A 16,880-nucleotide genomic window follows, 5' to 3' on the forward strand; every position below is an offset into this window, starting at 1 on the left:
GAGACCGCGTGCTACGCGACCTTGCGGGCCGCGGTGCTCCAGCGATGCGCGCGGTGCTCGATCTCGGCGCGGGGCGCCAGGGCCACGCCGTGCCGGCCGAAGATCGCCCGGTAGCGGTCGTAGTCGTTGAGGACGGTCTTCACCGTGGTGCGGTAGCCGCGGCGCACGACCTCCTGGCGCAGGCCGTAGGTCATGAGCGGCACGTCGAAGAGGTCGAGGTCGGCCTCGTAGGGCTCGAAGAGCACGACGTCGGCGTCGGGGTGCTCCCAGGCGTGACGCTTCAGGCCCTCGCGCAGGCGGCGCTGGAGCGCGATGCGGAACGACTGGCTGGCGATGGTGAGCGGGCCGCCCTCGCGGATGCCGCCGGCGACGTCGCCCATGATGAGCGGCCGCAGCGGGTTCACCAGCACGACGAGCCGTGCGCCGCGCTCGATGGCGAGGCCGGCGTGCGCGGTCTTCGTGACCGCGCCGTCGACGTAGTCGACCCCGTCGATGCGCACCGGCTCGAAGACGATCGGGATCGCCGCTGACGCCGCGACCGCGCGTGAGATCGGCGTGCGCTCGGTACGCGTGCCGCCGAAGACGTGGATGGCGCCGGTGTCGAGCACGGTGGCCGGGATGAGGAGGCGCCGGCGGAGGCGGCGGAAGTCGTCGGAGCGGCCGTCGCGGGTGAGCATCTCGCGCACGTAGGCCTCGAGGCCGTCCAGGCAGAAGATGCCGGCCGGGAGGTGCCGGACGAGGCCGGCCAGGGTGTCGAGCACGAGGACGTCACGCCAGTTGTTCCACAGGTCGCGGGCGACGCCGGGGAGCGCCGCGGCGAGGCGGGGGAGGGTGCCGAGGTGGCTCGCCCAGGGGATCGACAGGAAGCGCGAGCCCGACAGGCGCGGCAGCGTGCTGGGGTCGCCCTCCAGGGTCTCGCGGATGCGCAGGGGGGAGACGTCGTTGGCCACCAGGGCCGAGACCAGGGCGCCGGCGCTGGTGCCCACGTAGAGGTCGAAGTCGCGGGCGCCGAAGTCCTGGAAGAGGCCGTCGAGGGCGATGAGGGCCCCGAGCTCGTAGAGGCCGCCGACCACGCCACCACCGGCCAGGACGAGCGCCCGGCGAGCCGGCCCGTATTGACCCGATGGCATAGCCTGCCGGAATCTCGGCGGAGTCGCGCGAGAGCTTGAGTGCCGGGCCGCGTCCGGGAATGTTCCGGGGAGCAAGGAGGCGGACACGATGAGGAGCTGGGGGCTGGTCGCCGGGGTCGCGTTGGCGGTCCTGGCCGTCGCCGTGGACGGCGGCGCCTACGAGGTGGAGGCGGTGACCGACGGCGGGACGCTGCGCGGCACGATCACGCTGGCGGGCTCCGCGCCCGCACCGGAGGCGTTCGCGGTGACGAAGGACAAGGCGGTCTGCGGCGAGCAGAAGACCCGCGCCGACCTGATCGTCGGCCCCGCCGGCGGCATCGCCAACGTGGCCGTGGTGGTGAAGGCGACGAAGGGACGGGCGCTCGAGATCCCCGCCCAGCCCGTGACCTTCGACCAGCGCGGCTGCGAGTACGCGCCGCGCGTCCTGGCGTTCCCGGCGGGCAGCACGATCGCCGTGCTGAACCCCGACGGCGTGCTCCACAACGTGCACGTCATGGGCAAGACGAACCCCGAGGCGAACCGCGCCATGCCGAAGTTCCAGAAGAAGATCGACTGGATCGTCGAGAAGCCGGAGTGGCCGATCGTGGTGAAGTGCGACGCCCACCCCTGGATGCGCGCCTACTGGCTGGCGATGGACCAGCCGTACTACGCCGTCACCGGACCCGACGGCGCCTTCACCATCGCCGACCTGCCGCCCGGCGAGTACGACGTCGAGCTGTGGCACGAGACCCTCGGCCGGCGCACGGAGCGGGTGTCGATCCCGGCGAAGGCGGAGGCGACCGTCGCCTGGGCCTTCGCCGCCCCGACGACCACCTCGACGAGCCCGCCCGCGGCGGTGACGACCACGACCGGCCCGGCGGCCGTCACCCCGACCACGCCGCCGGTGGAGGCGCTGCCGTGACCCGGGCCGTGTGGTGCGGGCTCGTCGTCGCCGTCCTCCTCGCCGCCGCGCCCGGCGGCGCCGCTGCGGCCGGCGACCGGCGGCAGTGTCTCAACGAGTCGCGCCGCCAGCAGGGCCAGTGCCTGAAACGTGCCCGCGAGCAGTGCGACGAGGCCTTCGACGCCGACCTGAAGCGCTGCTTCGGCGCCGACAACACCTGCCTCCGCGGCTGCCAGACCGACGAGGGGAAGTGCCAGGTCGACCCGCTCGCGAACCTCGAGGGCTGCCGCATCGCCTGCAGCGCCGACCTGAAGGCGGCGATCCAGGGATGCAAGGTCGAGGTCGACACCAAGGCCTGCCAGGCGACGGCCCGTCTCCAGGCGCTCAAGTGCAAGAACCGCTGCTCGGAGAAGGCGGCGCCCGCGAAGCAGCGCTGCAACGCGGCCTTCAAGCAGTGCCTGCTCGACTGTGCGGGGCGGGAGTAGCCGGCGGTGCTCGTCGACTGCGCTGCCTACATCGCGGGCTGCCGGGTCGCCGACGTCGGGATCGACGAGCTGGACCAGTGGATGGCGAAGGACGACACCTTCGTCTGGGTCGGGCTCTACGAGCCGAGCGAGGAGGAGCTGCGCGCGGTCCAGGCCGAGCTGGGGCTGCACGACCTGGCCGTCGAGGACGCCCACAGCGCCCACCAGCGGCCCAAGCTCGAGGAGTACGGCGAGTCGCTGTTCGTCGTCCTGCGTACGGCGCAGTGGGACGGGACGCGGCGCGCGGTCGACAAGGGCGAGACGCACCTCTTCATCGGGCGCAAGTACGTCGTCTCGGTGCGCCACGGGAAGTCGCCGTCGTACTCGTCGGTCCGGCTGCGCTGCCAGTCGAACCCGCACCTCCTCGTCCACGGCACGGACTTCGTCCTCTATGCGATCATGGACTTCGTCGTGGACCACTACTTCCCGGTCCTCGACGAGCTCGAGGAGGAGGTCGAGCAGCTCGAGAAGGTGATCTTCGGCGAGAAGGGCCGCGGCGACATCACCCGGCGCATCTACCGGCTGAAGCGCCAGCTGATCGGCCTCAAGCGGGCGGTGTCGCCCCTGGTCGAGGTCTGCAACCGGCTGGTGCGCTTCGACAGCCGCCTCGTCGGCGACGAGACGCGGCCGTACTTCCGCGACGTCTACGACCACGTGGTGCGGATCAACGAGACCGCGGACGGCCTGCGCGAGCTGCTGACGGGGGCGCTGGAGGCCAACCTCGCCCTCGTCGGCATCCGCCAGAACGAGGTCATGAAGGCGCTCGCCGCATGGGCCGCGATCCTCGCGCTGCCGACGATGATGGCCGGCATCTGGGGCATGAACTTCGACTCGATGCCGGAGCTGAAGGTGCCGTGGGGCTATCCGCTCGCGCTCGCGTCGATGCTCACCGGCGCCGGCGCGCTGTTCTGGAACTTCCGCCGCATCGGCTGGCTCTGAGCGTCGCTGCCCGAAGGTCGTAGGCCCGAAGGTCGTACGACCTTCGACGAGCCGACGTGGCGTTCGCGAACGCCACTGCAAACGTCTGCGTGCGCGCACGAACCGTCGACGCATGACGACGCGCTCCGACGTGGATCCGTCGAGATAATTTCCATCCTTCTTGGCACCGCTTCTGCTTTACCGTCGCAGGATGTCTGCGGTAGGTACGGCCCGCTCGTCTGGAGGGGGGTCCTCCGCTGCGACTCGAATCGACTAAGGAGGAAGACAGAATGACTCGACGATTGACCGTACTCGCGGTCGCCGCGCTCGGCGTGATGCTGAGCGTGCAGAGCGCCAGCGCGCTGACGCAGGAGACGCGAACCTGCATCAAGAACTCACGCGGGGCGCTGAAGACCTGCCGGATAGACGCGATCGCGGCGTGTCGCCAGACGTTCCAGACGACCTTCGAGGGCTGCTTCGGTCCCGGGGCGGCGTGCGCGACGGCGTGCTCGCAGGAGCAGGCGGGTTGCCAGTCCGGTCCTGCTTCGGTGCAGGTGGGCTGTAACGACGGCTGCGCCGGTACCTTCTCGGCCGCACTCGACGCCTGTCGTCTCAAGGATACTCCGGAAGCCCGCCTCGACTGCGCGAGCCAGGCGCGTCTCGATCAGTTCACCTGCCGCCAGGCCTGCGCCCTGACGGTGCAGCCGGCCCTCCAGGCCTGCGGCAACGTGTTCAGCAACTGCCTCCAGGCCTGCGCGAGCAAGCGTTAGCCCTGCACTGAGGAGCTCGCTTCGTCCCCTCGGCGGCGTCGCCCCGTGCGACGCCGCCTTCAGGGCGACGCCGGGCGACGCAGGACGCGTCGTCCGGCGTTCTCGTTCGGCCGCGGCGCGTGGTATGGCCGGCCGATGTCGCTCACCGGTCGCATCGCCGTCGTCACCGGAGCCGGCTCGGGCCTCGGCCGTGCCGGCGCCCTCGCGCTCGCCGCCGCCGGCGCCCGCGTCGCGGTGAGCGATCTCCGCCCCGACGCGACCGAGGAGACCGCGGCCGCCATCCGCGCCGCGGGCGGCGAGGCGATCGCGATTCCCGCCGACGCCGGCGATCGCGCCCAGGCGAAGCGGCTGGTCGACGAGACCGTGGCCCGCTTCGGCGGTCTCGACGTCCTCTACAACAACGCCGGCGTCGCGCCGGTCGGCCGCGACGGCTTCGTCCCCGCCATCGACGAGGACGACTGGGACTGGGTGATCCGCACGAACCTCACGAGCGTCTACCTGTGCTGCAAGTACGCCATCCCGGCCATGGCGGGGCGGCCGGGCGCCGCGATCGTCAACACGGCCTCGTCGATGGCGGTGCAGCCGCTCGGCATGATGGACGCCTACGCCGCTTCGAAGGCGGGCGTCGCCGGGCTCACGCGCTCGCTGGCGCCCGCCTGCGGCCAGCTCGGCATCCGCGTGAACGCGATCTGCCCGGGCTACGTCGACACGCCGATGAACGCGCTCATCTTCGGCGACGAGACGTTCAAGGCGGCCTTCGCCCGCGACCACGCGACCGGGCTGCAGAGCGTCGACGAGATCGCGGACGTGGTGGTCTTCCTCGCGTCCGACGCGGCCCGCAGCTTCACGGGAGCGGTGCTGACGTGCGATCGCGGCTGGACGGCGTTCAAGCGCCCCGCGGCGCTCGGCACGATGTGACCGAGGTCAGCGGCCGCAGCGGAAGCTGAGCTTCTTCGGGTTGCAGGGCACCGGGGCGGAGCCTCCGTCCGCGCCGACGTCGACCCGCACGTTGAACGGAGGGAACAGCTTCGGCATCCCCACCTCGTCGAACGGACGCGAGACGCTCGAGGAGAAGGCGAAGTCGAGCGGGGTCGAGCGCGCCTTCACACGGATCGTCCCGTTCTTCGCGATTCGCACCCGCAGTCCGGCGATCGGCTGCTCCACGCCGGCCTTCGCGACCAGCGCCCGGCCGCGGGCGTCGATCGAGCTGGCCGGCAGGTTGACGGACCAGAGCGTCCCGCGCAGGTCGCCGACGGCGATGCTCACCGCCTGCGGACGCAGGCGCTCGCGGCGGCGGCGCGATTTGCCTCCCTGCGTCGGCGCGCTCGTGAGGCCGGGGAGGTTCGTCGCCGGCGCCAGCGTCGCGTTGACCACGATGCGATCCTTGGGGACGAAATCGAGATCGTTCGAGGGCAGCTTGCGCCGGACGCGCAGGTTCGAGACGGCCGTCGTCGTCGGAGCCGCCAGGAAGATGGCGCTGCGGGTCCTCCCGCCGCCGATGCCGGCCAGGAAGGCGAGGTGGTCGCGGGCGTTGAGCGAGCCGGACTGGTTGAGGGTGGTGATGCGGCCGCCGACCGTCGTGGCGGCGCCTTCGCCGACGCGGACGAGCTGGGAGAGCCCTGCCGGCGTGGAAAGGAAGAAGCCCGCGGTGCCGCCCGTGAAGGGCTCGAAGTTACCGCGAAAGGCGATGTTGCCGTTGCTCGCCGCCGTCGGGCGGCCGAGGCTGCGGAAGCGGCCTCCCATCGGCCCCGTCTGCCGGGTCTCGACGATCGAGGTGAAGCCGGCCGGTGTGCGGCGCACGAGGGCCGCGACCTCGGTACTGCCCGGGCGCCGCAGCTTGCCGCCGAACACGACGTTGCCGGCGGCGTCGATCTGGGCCCGGCCCGTGAGGTCGGTGATCGTCATGCCGCCGATGTCCGCGCCCTTGACGGCGAGCGGCGCGATGCCCGACGGATCGGCCAGGAAGAGACCCGTGCTCTTCTCGACCATGTCGCCGAGCGGAGCGCGGAAGACGACCGGCCCACCGCGGGTGCTCGGATCGCGGAACTTGAAGAACTTCTCGCCCACGCCCGAGTCCTGGCCACGGGCCGCCAGGATGCGCACGCCGCTCGCGTCGGCGAGGAGCACGACCTCCTCCTTGATGCTCGAGAAGATCGGATCGAACGGGTCGTCGTACTCGATGGTGCCGCGGAAGACGACGGCGCCGGTGTCGCCGATCGCCGGATTCGGAGCCAGCGTGCGGTAGTAGGCGTCCTTGCGCGACGGGTCGGGAGGCTCGAGCGGCTGACCGGGCAGGGCGACGGCACGAAGTCCGCCGCTGCCGGCGGTGTAGATGCCGCGGGCGACGCCGACCGCGGTGGCGGCGAAGGCGATGTCGCCGCTCGCGTTCAGGCTCGGATCACCGACCAGGTTGGTGATCGCGCGCCCGTCCTTGATCGGAGCGATGTCGCCCACGCGCACCAGGGCCTCGAGCTGGCCGGCGCGCCAGCGGAAGATACCGAGCGCCGGTCCGCGGGCGACGAAGCTCTTGAAGACCACGTCGTCGGCGTCGTTCAGCACGGGCGCGAAGAACGGCGGGCCGCCGAAGAAGCCGTCGCTGCCGCCGGCCGCCGGATCGCCGATGTTGATCGCTTCGCCGGGGCGATCGGGCGGCAGCGCGATCACCGCCTGGCTCACCGGACTGCCGGCGATGCGGGCGAAGAACACCACGGTGCCGAGGGCGTCGACGACGGGCGCCGAGGCGGCGGTGAGGTACGTGCCTCCGACCGGAGTCGTATCGGCAGTGGGACCGCCGAGATTGACGACGGCTCCCGGCGCCTGGTCGAGGAGGCCGGTGCGGATGATCATCTCACTGCTGCCGCCGTTCAGCGAGGCGAAGAAGATGATCTGGCCGTCGGCCGCGAAGGCCGGCGGTGCGAGACGCGAGCCGCCGTCGGGGCCGAGCTGGATGCTCGTGATGCGGCCGCGACCCGCGATCGGCTGGCCGGGGAACCCCACCAGATAGGTCGCGCCGCCGCGCCAGACCACGACGCCCGCGCCGCCTTCGTCGTTCTGGCTCGCGTCGTCGGAGAAGTCGAAGAGCGGGCCGGCGGTGAAGAGCACGTCCCCGGCGTCGTTCAGTGTGACCGTATCGCCGAACTCGAACAGCTGCTGGTCGTTCGGGAACGGCGCGGAAGGCCGCTGCGGAACGATGCCGTTGGCGGCGAGCAACGTCGTCGCGCCGGCCTGGACCTTGAAGATGCCGTCGAGGAGGCCGTTCCCGTCCGCGAGCCCGCGGAAGGCCAGCGCGCCCGTGTTGTTCAGCGCCGGCGGCCCGAGGATGCTGAACTTCCCGTCGCCGAAGGGGTCGCCGAGCTTGACCAGGTGCGTGAGCGGCCCGCCGGCGCGGCGGACGAAGATCGCGGCGCCGGAGGTTGTCCTGTCGAGAGTGCTGGCGACGAAGGCCACGTCACCCGCGTCGTTCAGCGCGGGCGTGCGCTCGGGGCTGTCGCTGCCGCCTTCCGCGAGCACGTTGACCGTCGTGGTGAGGTCGAGGATGCCGAGCCCGGTGTCGAGCCCCGGCGCCGCGACGACGTCGAGATGCCAGCTCGGCCCGCCCGTCGACAGGAAGATGCCGCCCGGCGTGGGCGCCAGCGGATCCTGCTTCACCCCGTCGGGCGGCGTGACGATGGCCGCGAAGGCGACCTCGCCACGCGCGTTGACGGTGGGCCGGCCGAGGAACTGCTTCAGCCGTCCGACCTGGCCGTTGACCGTCTGGCCGAGGTTGGCGACCACGCGCCGCTCGCGCGTACGCAGGTTCGTGGCGACGATCTGCTCGGTCGTGTTGCCCTCCGCGACCAGAGCTCGGAAGGCGATCCAACCGTCGCCGGCCGCCGACGGCGTACCGACGAAGCTGGGGCCGGCGAACACGCCGCCGCCCGGCGCGGCGTCGCCCATCGCGGCGATGGTGATCTTCGAGGCTGCACGGGCCGGGAGCGGGCCGAAACAGAGAGCGGCCGCCAGACAGAGGAGGGCCGCCGCGCGACTGCGATGCAGGCTTGGGGACAGCACGGGCTGCCCGTATCGAGCAACCCGGGTGCCCGCGAACCGCGTGCGAGATCGCGATGTTTCGGGGGGTCGTGCTGGGCACGGATGCATGGCTGTGGCGGGGGTGCACGACTCTGCCCTCGGGGTCAGCTGGCCGCCAGCTCGCACCATCCCACGGCTTGCGCATGGTCCGCCAGCCGGCACGAGGCCCACAGGTGCCGGTTCGGTGGTGCGCTGCTGCGCACCACCGGTAGGCGGTCGACGGCGACGAGATCGAGCCTCAGCGTCTCGTCGTCGAGAGCCAGGGCGACGCGGATGCGGCCGAGCGGATCGTGGGCGGGGCCGAGCACGGCGCGGCCCGAGCGGACGCGGCGTGTGCCGGCAGGCCCGGCGACGCTGCCCTCGGCGGCGCCGCCGGCCGAGACGGTGACCGCGACGGCGCGCTCGGGGCCGAGCCGCAGCGTCAGGCGGAGATCGCCGCGCGTGCCGGCGCCGCGCATCGCCGTGCCGAGGAAGCCCGTGCCGTCGAGCGCGATGCGCTGCGGGCCGACGTGTACGGCTCCGCGCACGACGCCGAAGCGGCCGCCGTCGGCCGTCAGGTCGGGCGCGAAGCGCAGCGCGAGGTGGACGTCGTCGACGATCGTCGCACGCGCGAGTCCGTGCTCGAGGTCGACGAAGGGCGTGGTGTCGGGGCAGCGTGCGACCGGGCCGCGGAACGACGCCACGACGCCGTCGCCGTCGTCGACGATGTGCAGGCCGAGCGCGGGATGCGCGCTGCCCGCGTGCTCCGCGGTGAACAGGAGCAGCGTGCCGTCGCCGGGGAAGAGCAGCAGGCGGGCGCCGAGCGGGTCGACGGCGAGGAGCGCGCGCGCGTCGCGGCCCGCGAGCGACAGGGCACGCGGCGCGGGCGCCGCGAGGGGCACGGCGAGGACGTCGTCCACGGGGGCCGCCGCGCCGCACAGGGCGGGCAGCGCCGCGGCCCAGGCGCCGGCGAGTCGGTCGCGCCAGGCGCCGGGCCAGCGCAGCGGGATGCCGAGCTCGAGCTGGAGGGCGTCGCAGCGCTCGTGCGACGCCACCAGGCGTCGCACGAGCGGGCGCGGGTCGTCGCGGTGCCGGCGCGTGAAGAGCTGGACCAGGTTCTCGCGCGCGCGGGCCGGATAGCGAGCGCCGACGGTCGCGTGGATGTCGTGCGCGTCGCAGGCGCGGACGAGGGCGCCGACCCCGGTGCGCGCGAACGCCGGCGATACCGCCGCCGTCGGCGGCACCGCGAGCGGCTCCGCGCCGGGCAGGCAGCCGAGGCCGACGTCGACGCGGGGCTCGACGACGTTCCATCCGTGCACGGTGACGAGCGTCGCCCGCCCGTGGCGTGCGCAGGCCGCCTCGACGAGATCGGCGAGCGCTTCGAGGAACCGCGGCATCGCGTCGTGGGCGGCCGAGAGCCGGTTCAGGTCGACGTCGTTGCGGTCCACGTCGACGTTGATCAGCGCCGCTGCGCCGCTCGCGTCGGCGAGCGCGGCGGCGAGGTCGGCCGTGTGGAGGTCGTTCATCCGCAGCGGGCCGGTACCCCAGGGGCGGCGGGCTGGGTCCCGCCGTGCTCCGTGCGGGGCCACCAGCACGACCGGCGTCGTACCCGGTCGGACGACGAACGCCACCGTAGCGGTCTAACGGCGGCGCGGCGTCGATGCCACCCGACGGTCGCTCAGGGCCGCGTCAGAGCCCGCACTGCTGAAAGAAGCGTCCGAAGACCTGCTCGGCGACTTCGGTCAGCGCCGCCACGCGCTTCGGCGCTTCGGCGACGAGCTGCTTCGCGTCGGCGCCGGCGTCCGCGATGTAGCGCTGCGAGTCGGGCTCGGTCGCGAGGCGGCCGATGATCGCCTCGGTGAACTCGAGGTGGAACTGGAAGCCGTAGACGAGGTCGCCCCAGCGGAACGCCTGCTGCTCGTAGGCGGCCGACGTCGCCAGGTTCACGCCGTCGGGCGGGAGCTCGTAGGTGTCGCCGTGGAGGTGGAAGACGGTGAGCTGCGTGGGCGCGCCGGCGAGGAGCGGGTCGTCCTGGCCGTCGGCGGTGAGCGTGATCGGCAGCCAGCCGACCTCGCGCCGCTCGCCGGCGAAGACGCGTCCGCCGAGCACCTGGGCGATCAGCTGCGCGCCGAGGCACACGCCGAGCACGGGACGTCCGGCGGTGGCGGCGCGCTCGATCAGCGCGGCCTCGGCGGCGAGCCAGGGGTGCTTGTCGACGTCGTACGCGGCCTGCGGACCGCCGAGGACGATCAAGCCGCCGATCCCGCGCAGGTCCTTCGGGAGCGCGTCGCCGCGCGGCGGATCGAGCGTGCGATGATGCACCCCGTAATCGCGCATGGCGTTCGCGAGGAGCCCGAGACCCTCGGCCGGCGCGTTCCGCAGCACGAGCCAGGACGTTCCCTCCCCAGAGGCATCCCCGTCCTCACCCCGCCGAGCCATGGGCTTTCATTTCAGAAGCCCTCGACGCCAGTCAAGGCGTGTCCTGCACGGAAGAACCCTTGCTCCGCGCGGTCTCCCTCGGTAGACAGCGCCCGGGCAACGTTCACGCCGCCGTAACGCGAGGGTCACAGCACCCGGGTAAGCGTTCAACCGCGAGTAACGCCGTGGCAGTGAAGCGGACGATTCTGGTTGTGGAGGACGAGCGCGACATCCGCGAGCTCGTCCGGTTCCATCTGGCGCAGGAAGGGTACGCGGTGCGCGAGGCGGACACGGGCGAGGCCGCGCTGGCCCAGGTCGCCGTCGAGCGTCCCGCCCTCGTGGTGCTCGATCTCATGCTGCCGGGGACCGACGGCCTCGAGGTCTGCCGCCGGCTGCGCAACGCCGAGGCGACGCACAACACCCCCATCATCATGCTGACCGCGCGGGCGGCGGAGGTCGACCGCGTCATCGGCCTCGAGCTCGGCGCCGACGACTACATCACGAAGCCGTTCAGCCCGCGCGAGCTGGTCGCGCGCGTGAAGGCGGTGCTCCGCCGGACCCATGGCGAGGAGGTTCCGCAGCCCCACGAGACGTTCGAGCGCGGTCGTCTGCGCATGGACTTCGACACCTACGAGGTCTTCATCGAGGGCAAGCCGGCGAACCTCTCGCTGCGCGAGTTCGAGCTGCTGAAGTTCTTCGTCCGCAACCCCTATCGTGTCTACGACCGCCTCCAGCTGCTGGACCTCGTGTGGGGGCAGGACGTACACGTCGAGCCCCGGACGGTCGACGTCCACATCCGTCGCCTCCGCAAACGGATCGAGCGGGACGATGCCGCGCCGGAGCTCATCGTCACCGTCCGCGGCGTTGGATACAAATTCAATCCCGAAGCGCTGGAGCCCTAAGCTCGTTCTCCAGTTCCTCGCGCCCGCCCTCGTCGTGCTCGTCGGGGCGGCGGCGGGTCCGTACGTCTCGGTCGTGCTCGAGCGCGAGCAGGTCGACACGGTGGCGCGCCGGCTCGCCGCGGAGGCGCGCGTCGCCGGCGAGCTGCTGCCCTGGGACGGCGGCACGGCGCTCGACGACGCCTGCGCGCAGCTGTCGTCGGGGCTCGAGGTGCGCGTCACGGTGCTCGGTGCGGATGGCGCGGTCTTGTGCGAGTCCTCGCGGGCGTCGTCGGAGCTGGGCTCGCACGCCGATCGGCCCGAAGTTCGGCAGGCGCTGACCATGGGGTCGGGCACGGCGACGCGCTGGAGCGATACGGCGCAGGCGCATCTCGTCTACGCCGCCGTGCGGCAGCAACGCGACGGTGCGGTGCGCGTCATCCGCGTGGCGATGCCGGCGGACGTGTTGAGCGCCGGCGCGGCGTGGGCGCGTCGGCTGGCGCTCGTCGTCGTTGCAGTGGCGCTCGCGCTCGCGGTGCTCGTGGCCGTCCTGCTGTCGGCCCGCATGCTGCGCCGGCTTCAGCGGCTCGTCGGCTTCGCGAGCCGGCTCGCCGCCGGCGAGCCGGCGCCGTACCTCGCACCGGAGCGGCGCGACGATCTCGGCGGGCTGGAGGCGCAGCTGAGCGAGATGGCGCGGCGGGTGGCGGGCACGATCGCCGAGCTGCGCGTGGAGCAGGAACGGCTCGAAGCCATCCTGCGCGGCATGGTCGAGGGCGTGCTCGTCACCGACATGCGCGGGAACGTCGTCCTCATGAACGCCCGCGCCCGCGAGGTGCTCGGCATCGCGATCGACGACGCCACGCCCGGTCGCCCGCTGGTCGACCTGACGCGTGATCCCGCGCTGGGCGACCTGCTGCGCGAGCTCGAGGCGGGCGCGGCGATCGCGTCGCGCGACGTCACGCTCGGGGGCGGGCAGGGGCCGACGCTCCAGGTGAACGGCGCCCGCCTGCGCGCCGCCGACGGGCAGGTGTTCGGCTTCGTCATCGTGCTGCACGACGTCACCGAGCTGCGCCGACTCGAGGTCATCCGGCGCGACTTCGTCGCCAACGTCTCGCACGAGCTGCGCACGCCGCTCACCGCCATCAAGGGCTACGCCGAGACCCTGCTCGGCGCCGCCGGCGACGACCGCGAAACCGCCCGCCGCTTCCTTGCCGTGATCGACCGTCACTCCGAGCGGCTGGGCCGTCTCATCGACGATCTGCTGACCCTCTCCGACCTCGAGCTCGGCCGTACGCCGCTGCGCATCGGTGCGGTGGCGATGGGCCCCGTCGTCGACGACGTCCTGCAGATCTTCGCCGAGCCCGTCGCCCGCGCCGGCGTCCGCGTCGAAGCCCAGGTCGCCCCCGGCCTCGCGATGGTGCAGGCCGACGGCGACCGCCTGCGCCAGGTGCTCATCAACCTCGTCGACAACGCCATCAAGTACACGCCGAAGGATGGCCACGTCCTCGTCCGCGCCATGGCGGCCGCAGGCCCCGAGCACGCCGGCATGGTCGAGATCGCCATCGAGGACTCCGGCATCGGCATCCCCGCGCAGGATCTCCCGCGTCTGACGGAGCGCTTCTTCCGCGTCGACAAAGCCCGCTCCCGCGAGCTCGGCGGCACCGGCCTCGGCCTCGCCATCGTGAAGCACATCGTCCAGGCCCACGGCGGCTCGCTCGCCATTTCGAGCGCCCTCGGCCAAGGCACCACGGTCCGCGTCTTCTTCCCTGCTGCCGCCCCCCCACAGGAGCAACGCACCCAACTCAGCCTGGTCCGGCGTTAGTCGGTATCGGGCGCGCCCTTGGCGCGCGGACGGGAGCCCGCACGGCGCTCCACGGCCCCCCGGGGCCCCCCGCGCCCCCGCCGCTACAGATCCCGCGGCACGGTGTCCATGTGGCGGATCGACTGCCCCTTCACCAGGAACACGACCATCTCGGCGATGTTCGTCGCATGGTCCGCGATCCGCTCGAGGTATTTCGACACGAACAGCATGCGCATGCCGCGGCTGATCGCGGTCGGATCCTCGACCATGAACCCCAGCAGCTCGCGGAAGAGCTGCCCGTGCAGCTTGTCGATCGCGTCGTCGGCGTCGAGGACGCGCAGGGCCAGCTCGACGTCCTCGTTGACGAAGGCGTCGAGGCTCTGGTGGACCATGGTGCTGGCCAGCTCGGCCATGCGCGGGATGTCGATGTAGGGCTTGATCGGCAGCTCGGCCGCGAGCTCGAGGGCGCGCTCGGCGATGTGCGTCGCGAGGTCGCCGATGCGCTCGAGGTCGGTGGTGATCTTGAGGGCCGTGGTGATGAGGCGCAGGTCGCGCGCCGCGGGCTGGTGCAGGGCGAGGAGGCGGATCGACAGCTCGTCGACCTCGACGTCGAGCCGGTTCACGGTGTGATCGCGCTCGATCGTCTGCTTCGCGAGCGTCTCGTCGCGCTCCGTGAGGGCCTTGATCGCGTGTGCGATCTGGCTCTCGACGAGCCCGCCCATCTCGAGGACGTGCTTGCGCAGCTGGGCGAGCTGGCTCTCGAACGCGCGATCCGTGTGCTGCGGCATCAGCCGAACCGTCCCGTGATGTAGTCTTCGGTCTCGGGCCGCGCCGGGGTGGTGAAGAGCCGGTCGGTAGGCCCGAATTCGATGAGGCGGCCGAGGTAGAAGTAGGCGGTGTAGTCCGAGACGCGCGCCGCCTGCTGCATGTTGTGGGTGACGATCACGATCGTGTAGCGTTCCTTCAGCTCCTGGATCAGCTCCTCGATCTTGGCGGTGGCGATCGGGTCGAGTGCCGACGCGGGCTCGTCCATGAGGAGGACCTCGGGCTCGACCGCGAGCGCGCGCGCGATGCAGAGGCGCTGCTGCTGGCCGCCGGAGAGCTCGAGCGCCGACTTCTCCAGCCGATCGGCCACCTCGTCCCACAGCGCCGCCTGGCGCAGGCTGCGCTCGGCGATCTCCTGGAGCGCATGGCGGTCGCGGATGCCGTGGATACGCGGTCCGAACGCCACGTTCTCGAAGATCGACTTCGGAAACGGGTTGGACTTCTGGAAGACCATGCCGACCTGGCGGCGGAGCACGACGGGATCGACCTCGGGCGAGTAGATCGGCTGATCGTCGAGGAACACCTGGCCGTCGATACGCACGTTCGGGATGTGGTCGTTCATGCGGTTGAGGCAGCGCAGGAACGTCGACTTGCCGCATCCCGAGGGCCCGATGAGCGCCGTCACGCGGTGCTCCGGGATCTCGAGCGAGAGGCGGTCGAGGCCGAGAGAGGGGCCGTAGTGGACGGCGAGATCGCGCACCGACATCTTGATGGAGCAGTCGGACGCGAGCGGGGCGACGTGGGCGGCGTTGGCGCTCATGGGTTCGGACGTTTGCCGAGGATAGACCGGGCTCCCGACGCTGCCAAGGCCGAAAACCTCAGTCGAAGCCGCGCCGCTGGGTGCGGTTGCGGATCACCACCGCGGCGGCGTTCATGGTGATGAGCACGACGAGGAGCACGACGATGCCGGCCGCCGCGTTGACGTGGAACTCGGCCTGGGGGCGCGAGATCCAGTTGAAGATCTGGATCGGGAGCGCGGTGAACGGCGTCTGGAGGCCGCTCAGCGACAGCTCCGGTACGAAGGCGACGTAGGTGAGCGCGCCGATCGTGATCAGCGGCGCCGTCTCGCCGATGGCCCGGGCGAGCGCCAGGATGGTGCCCGTCAGGATGCCGGGGAGGGCGGCCGGGACGACGAGCCGGCTCACGACCTGCCAGCGGGTGGCCCCGAGCGCGTAGCCGCCCTGGCGCAGCGAATCCGGCACGGCGCGCAGCGCCTCGCGCGACGCGATGATGAGGATCGGCATCACCAGAAGCGACATGGTCAGCGACCCGGCGAGCACGCTGCGTCCGCCGGTCAGCGGCTGGAGGAAGCGGACGAACAGCTCGAGCCCGAGGAGCCCGTAGATCACCGACGGCACGCCGGCGAGGTTCGCGATGTTGATCTCGATGAGCCGCTGGAGCGGGCCGCGCGACGAATACTCCTCGAGGTAGAGCGCCGCCCCGACGCCGAGGGGAAACGCGAAGCACGCCGTCAGCACGAGCAGCCACAGCGAGCCGATGAACGCCGAGTAGATGCCGGCCTGGCTCGCGCGGCGCGACGGGAACGAGGTGAGGAACTCCCAGCTGAGCCGGGGAAAACCGTCGGTGAGCACGTCGAGGAGGAGGATCGCGAGGACGCCGACGCCGAAGAACGTGGCGGCGCGGCCGAGGTGGAGGAACAACCGCTCGATCGTCCGCCGGCGTGCGAGATGCGGATCGTGGGAGGCGATGAGGCGCTTAGGCATACCGCTCCCGGTAGCGGCGCACGAGGCGGTCGCCGAGCAGGTTCAGCACGAGGGTCATGAGGAAGAGCGCCATGCCGACCGCGAAGATCGTCTGGTACTCGAGCGTCCCGTGCGGCGTGTCGCCGAGGCTGACCTGCACGATGTACGCGGTCATGGTCTCGACCGGGACGAACGGGTTCAGGGTCAGGCGCGGGCTCTGGCCCGCCGCGATCGCGACGATCATGGTCTCGCCGACGGCGCGGGATATGGCGAGGATCACCGCCGCGACGATGCCCGACAGCGCCGCCGGCACCACGATCTTGAGTGAGACCTCGCAGCGGGTGGAGCCGAGGGCGAGGCCGGCGTCGCGCAGCCCGGTCGGCACGGCGAAGAGGGCGTCCTCGGACAGGGAGATCACGAGCGGCAGGATCATGACGCCCATGACGAGCCCGGCGCTGAGCGCGTTGAACCCCGAGATGTCCGGGAAGATCAGCTTCAGCATCGGGGTGACGAAGAGCAGCGCGAAGTAGCCGTAGACGACGGTGGGTACGCCGGCCAGCACCTCGAGGATCGGCTTCAGCGTCCGGCGCGTCTTCGGCGCGGCGAACTCGCTGAGATAGATCGCCGCGAGAAGCCCGATCGGTAGCGCGACGGCGAGCGCGATGGCCGAGGTGAGGACCGTCGCGCTCGCCAGCACGAGGATGCCGAAGTGCTTGTCGACGAAGAGCGGCGTCCACTGGGTGTCGGTGAGGAAGCGCCAGAGCGACACCTCGCGGAAGAAGCTCACGGTCTCGAAAACCAGGACGCCGACGATGCCGAGCGTGGTGAGAATGGTGACGGCGCTGGTGCCGAACAGGGCCAACCGGACGAGCTCCTCGAAGACCCGCCGTCCGAGCGGCTGGGCCCCCCGCGCCTGTGGACGCGACGGGAGGGGCAGCACGGTTCGCGGCGCGGAGGCGGGAGTGGCGGAGCGAGTCATCCGGGGT

At 71.8% G+C, this 16,880-nt stretch carries 15 protein-coding genes; 7 read left to right on the top strand and 8 right to left on the bottom strand.

Going from position 1 to position 16,880, the window contains the following annotated elements; translation table 11 throughout:
* Positions 1-11 precede the first annotated feature (11 nt).
* Positions 12-1,073 carry a patatin-like phospholipase family protein gene (locus KIT14_24220; protein MCW5893632.1) on the bottom strand — a complete coding sequence of 354 codons (1,062 nt, stop codon included), beginning with the start codon at positions 1,071-1,073 and terminating at the stop codon, positions 12-14.
* Between the two features lie 145 nt (positions 1,074-1,218).
* Here KIT14_24220 and KIT14_24225 point away from each other — a divergent pair, with 145 nt between their 5' ends.
* The 5 genes from KIT14_24225 (at position 1,219) to KIT14_24245 (ending at position 5,140) form a co-directional block, all read left to right on the top strand.
* Entirely contained in the window at positions 1,219-2,031 is an 813-nt protein-coding gene (locus KIT14_24225; protein MCW5893633.1) for a hypothetical protein, read from the top strand.
* Complete coding sequence (locus KIT14_24230) at positions 2,028-2,495, top strand: hypothetical protein (GenBank protein MCW5893634.1); 468 nt, start codon at positions 2,028-2,030, stop codon at positions 2,493-2,495. The genes KIT14_24225 and KIT14_24230 overlap by 4 nt, the downstream gene beginning before the upstream one ends.
* A gap of 81 nt (positions 2,496-2,576) precedes the next feature.
* Positions 2,577-3,473, top strand: coding sequence for a magnesium/cobalt transporter CorA (gene corA, locus KIT14_24235; protein MCW5893635.1), 897 nt, complete (start codon positions 2,577-2,579; stop codon positions 3,471-3,473).
* Positions 3,474-3,742: 269 nt separating this feature from the next.
* The gene (locus KIT14_24240; protein ID MCW5893636.1) at positions 3,743-4,222 is read left to right on the top strand and encodes a hypothetical protein; all 480 of its coding nucleotides are present in this window, start codon (positions 3,743-3,745) and stop codon (positions 4,220-4,222) included.
* Between the two features lie 135 nt (positions 4,223-4,357).
* Positions 4,358-5,140 carry an SDR family oxidoreductase gene (locus tag KIT14_24245; GenBank protein ID MCW5893637.1) on the top strand — a complete coding sequence of 261 codons (783 nt, stop codon included), beginning with the start codon at positions 4,358-4,360 and terminating at the stop codon, positions 5,138-5,140.
* Between the two features lie 6 nt (positions 5,141-5,146).
* Here the strand turns inward: KIT14_24245 and KIT14_24250 are convergent, their stop codons facing one another.
* The 3 genes from KIT14_24250 to KIT14_24260 form a co-directional block, all read right to left on the bottom strand.
* On the bottom strand, positions 5,147-8,158 hold the full coding sequence (locus KIT14_24250) for a hypothetical protein (protein MCW5893638.1): 3,012 nt from the start codon (positions 8,156-8,158) through the stop codon (positions 5,147-5,149).
* 236 nt (positions 8,159-8,394) lie between these two features.
* A complete protein-coding gene (locus KIT14_24255; protein ID MCW5893639.1) occupies positions 8,395-9,795 on the bottom strand; it encodes a hypothetical protein in 1,401 nt (466 codons plus the stop codon).
* 163 nt (positions 9,796-9,958) lie between these two features.
* Positions 9,959-10,708, bottom strand: a complete 750-nt coding sequence (locus KIT14_24260) for a gamma-glutamyl-gamma-aminobutyrate hydrolase family protein (GenBank protein MCW5893640.1) — start codon at positions 10,706-10,708, stop codon at positions 9,959-9,961.
* Between the two features lie 170 nt (positions 10,709-10,878).
* Between KIT14_24260 and KIT14_24265 the strand changes: the two genes are divergently transcribed.
* Positions 10,879-11,589: a response regulator transcription factor gene (locus tag KIT14_24265; GenBank protein MCW5893641.1), complete on the top strand. Its 711-nt coding sequence runs from the start codon at positions 10,879-10,881 to the stop codon at positions 11,587-11,589.
* Positions 11,552-13,387 (top strand): PAS domain-containing protein, encoded by a 1,836-nt coding sequence (locus KIT14_24270; GenBank protein MCW5893642.1) that lies wholly within the window; start codon positions 11,552-11,554, stop codon positions 13,385-13,387. The genes KIT14_24265 and KIT14_24270 overlap by 38 nt, the downstream gene beginning before the upstream one ends.
* An 83-nt stretch (positions 13,388-13,470) precedes the next feature.
* Here KIT14_24270 and phoU read toward each other — a convergent pair whose 3' ends face one another.
* From phoU to pstC, 4 genes are read right to left on the bottom strand one after another with little or no spacing between them, the layout of a single operon-like run.
* Positions 13,471-14,154, bottom strand: a complete 684-nt coding sequence (gene phoU / locus KIT14_24275) for a phosphate signaling complex protein PhoU (protein MCW5893643.1) — start codon at positions 14,152-14,154, stop codon at positions 13,471-13,473.
* Positions 14,154-14,951, bottom strand: a complete 798-nt coding sequence (locus KIT14_24280) for a phosphate ABC transporter ATP-binding protein (GenBank protein ID MCW5893644.1) — start codon at positions 14,949-14,951, stop codon at positions 14,154-14,156. The genes phoU and KIT14_24280 overlap by 1 nt, the downstream gene beginning before the upstream one ends.
* Before the next feature lie 58 nt (positions 14,952-15,009).
* Positions 15,010-15,915 (bottom strand): phosphate ABC transporter permease PstA, encoded by a 906-nt coding sequence (gene pstA / locus KIT14_24285; protein ID MCW5893645.1) that lies wholly within the window; start codon positions 15,913-15,915, stop codon positions 15,010-15,012.
* On the bottom strand, positions 15,908-16,873 hold the full coding sequence (gene pstC, locus KIT14_24290) for a phosphate ABC transporter permease subunit PstC (protein ID MCW5893646.1): 966 nt from the start codon (positions 16,871-16,873) through the stop codon (positions 15,908-15,910). Before pstC ends, pstA begins: the two co-directional genes overlap by 8 nt.
* Positions 16,874-16,880: the final 7 nt, after the last annotated feature.

It is taken from the genome of bacterium, from assembly GCA_026129405.1.
Taxonomy (GTDB): domain Bacteria; phylum Desulfobacterota; class Binatia; order DP-6; family DP-6; genus JAHCID01.

Excerpts from the sequence above, each read along its gene's own strand:
- KIT14_24225 (MCW5893633.1), top strand. The coding sequence starts at position 1,219 with ATGAGGAGCTGGGGGCTGGTCGCCGGGGTCGCGTTGGCGGTCCTGGCC.
- corA (MCW5893635.1), top strand. The coding sequence starts at position 2,577 with ATGGCGAAGGACGACACCTTCGTCTGGGTCGGGCTCTACGAGCCGAGC.
- KIT14_24240 (MCW5893636.1), top strand. The coding sequence starts at position 3,743 with ATGACTCGACGATTGACCGTACTCGCGGTCGCCGCGCTCGGCGTGATG.
- KIT14_24245 (MCW5893637.1), top strand. The coding sequence starts at position 4,358 with ATGTCGCTCACCGGTCGCATCGCCGTCGTCACCGGAGCCGGCTCGGGC.
- KIT14_24250 (MCW5893638.1), bottom strand. The coding sequence starts at position 8,158 with ATGGGCGACGCCGCGCCGGGCGGCGGCGTGTTCGCCGGCCCCAGCTTC.
- KIT14_24255 (MCW5893639.1), bottom strand. The coding sequence starts at position 9,795 with ATGAACGACCTCCACACGGCCGACCTCGCCGCCGCGCTCGCCGACGCG.
- KIT14_24260 (MCW5893640.1), bottom strand. The coding sequence starts at position 10,708 with ATGGCTCGGCGGGGTGAGGACGGGGATGCCTCTGGGGAGGGAACGTCC.
- phoU (MCW5893643.1), bottom strand. The coding sequence starts at position 14,154 with ATGCCGCAGCACACGGATCGCGCGTTCGAGAGCCAGCTCGCCCAGCTG.
- KIT14_24280 (MCW5893644.1), bottom strand. The coding sequence starts at position 14,951 with ATGAGCGCCAACGCCGCCCACGTCGCCCCGCTCGCGTCCGACTGCTCC.
- pstA (MCW5893645.1), bottom strand. The coding sequence starts at position 15,915 with ATGCCTAAGCGCCTCATCGCCTCCCACGATCCGCATCTCGCACGCCGG.
- pstC (MCW5893646.1), bottom strand. The coding sequence starts at position 16,873 with ATGACTCGCTCCGCCACTCCCGCCTCCGCGCCGCGAACCGTGCTGCCC.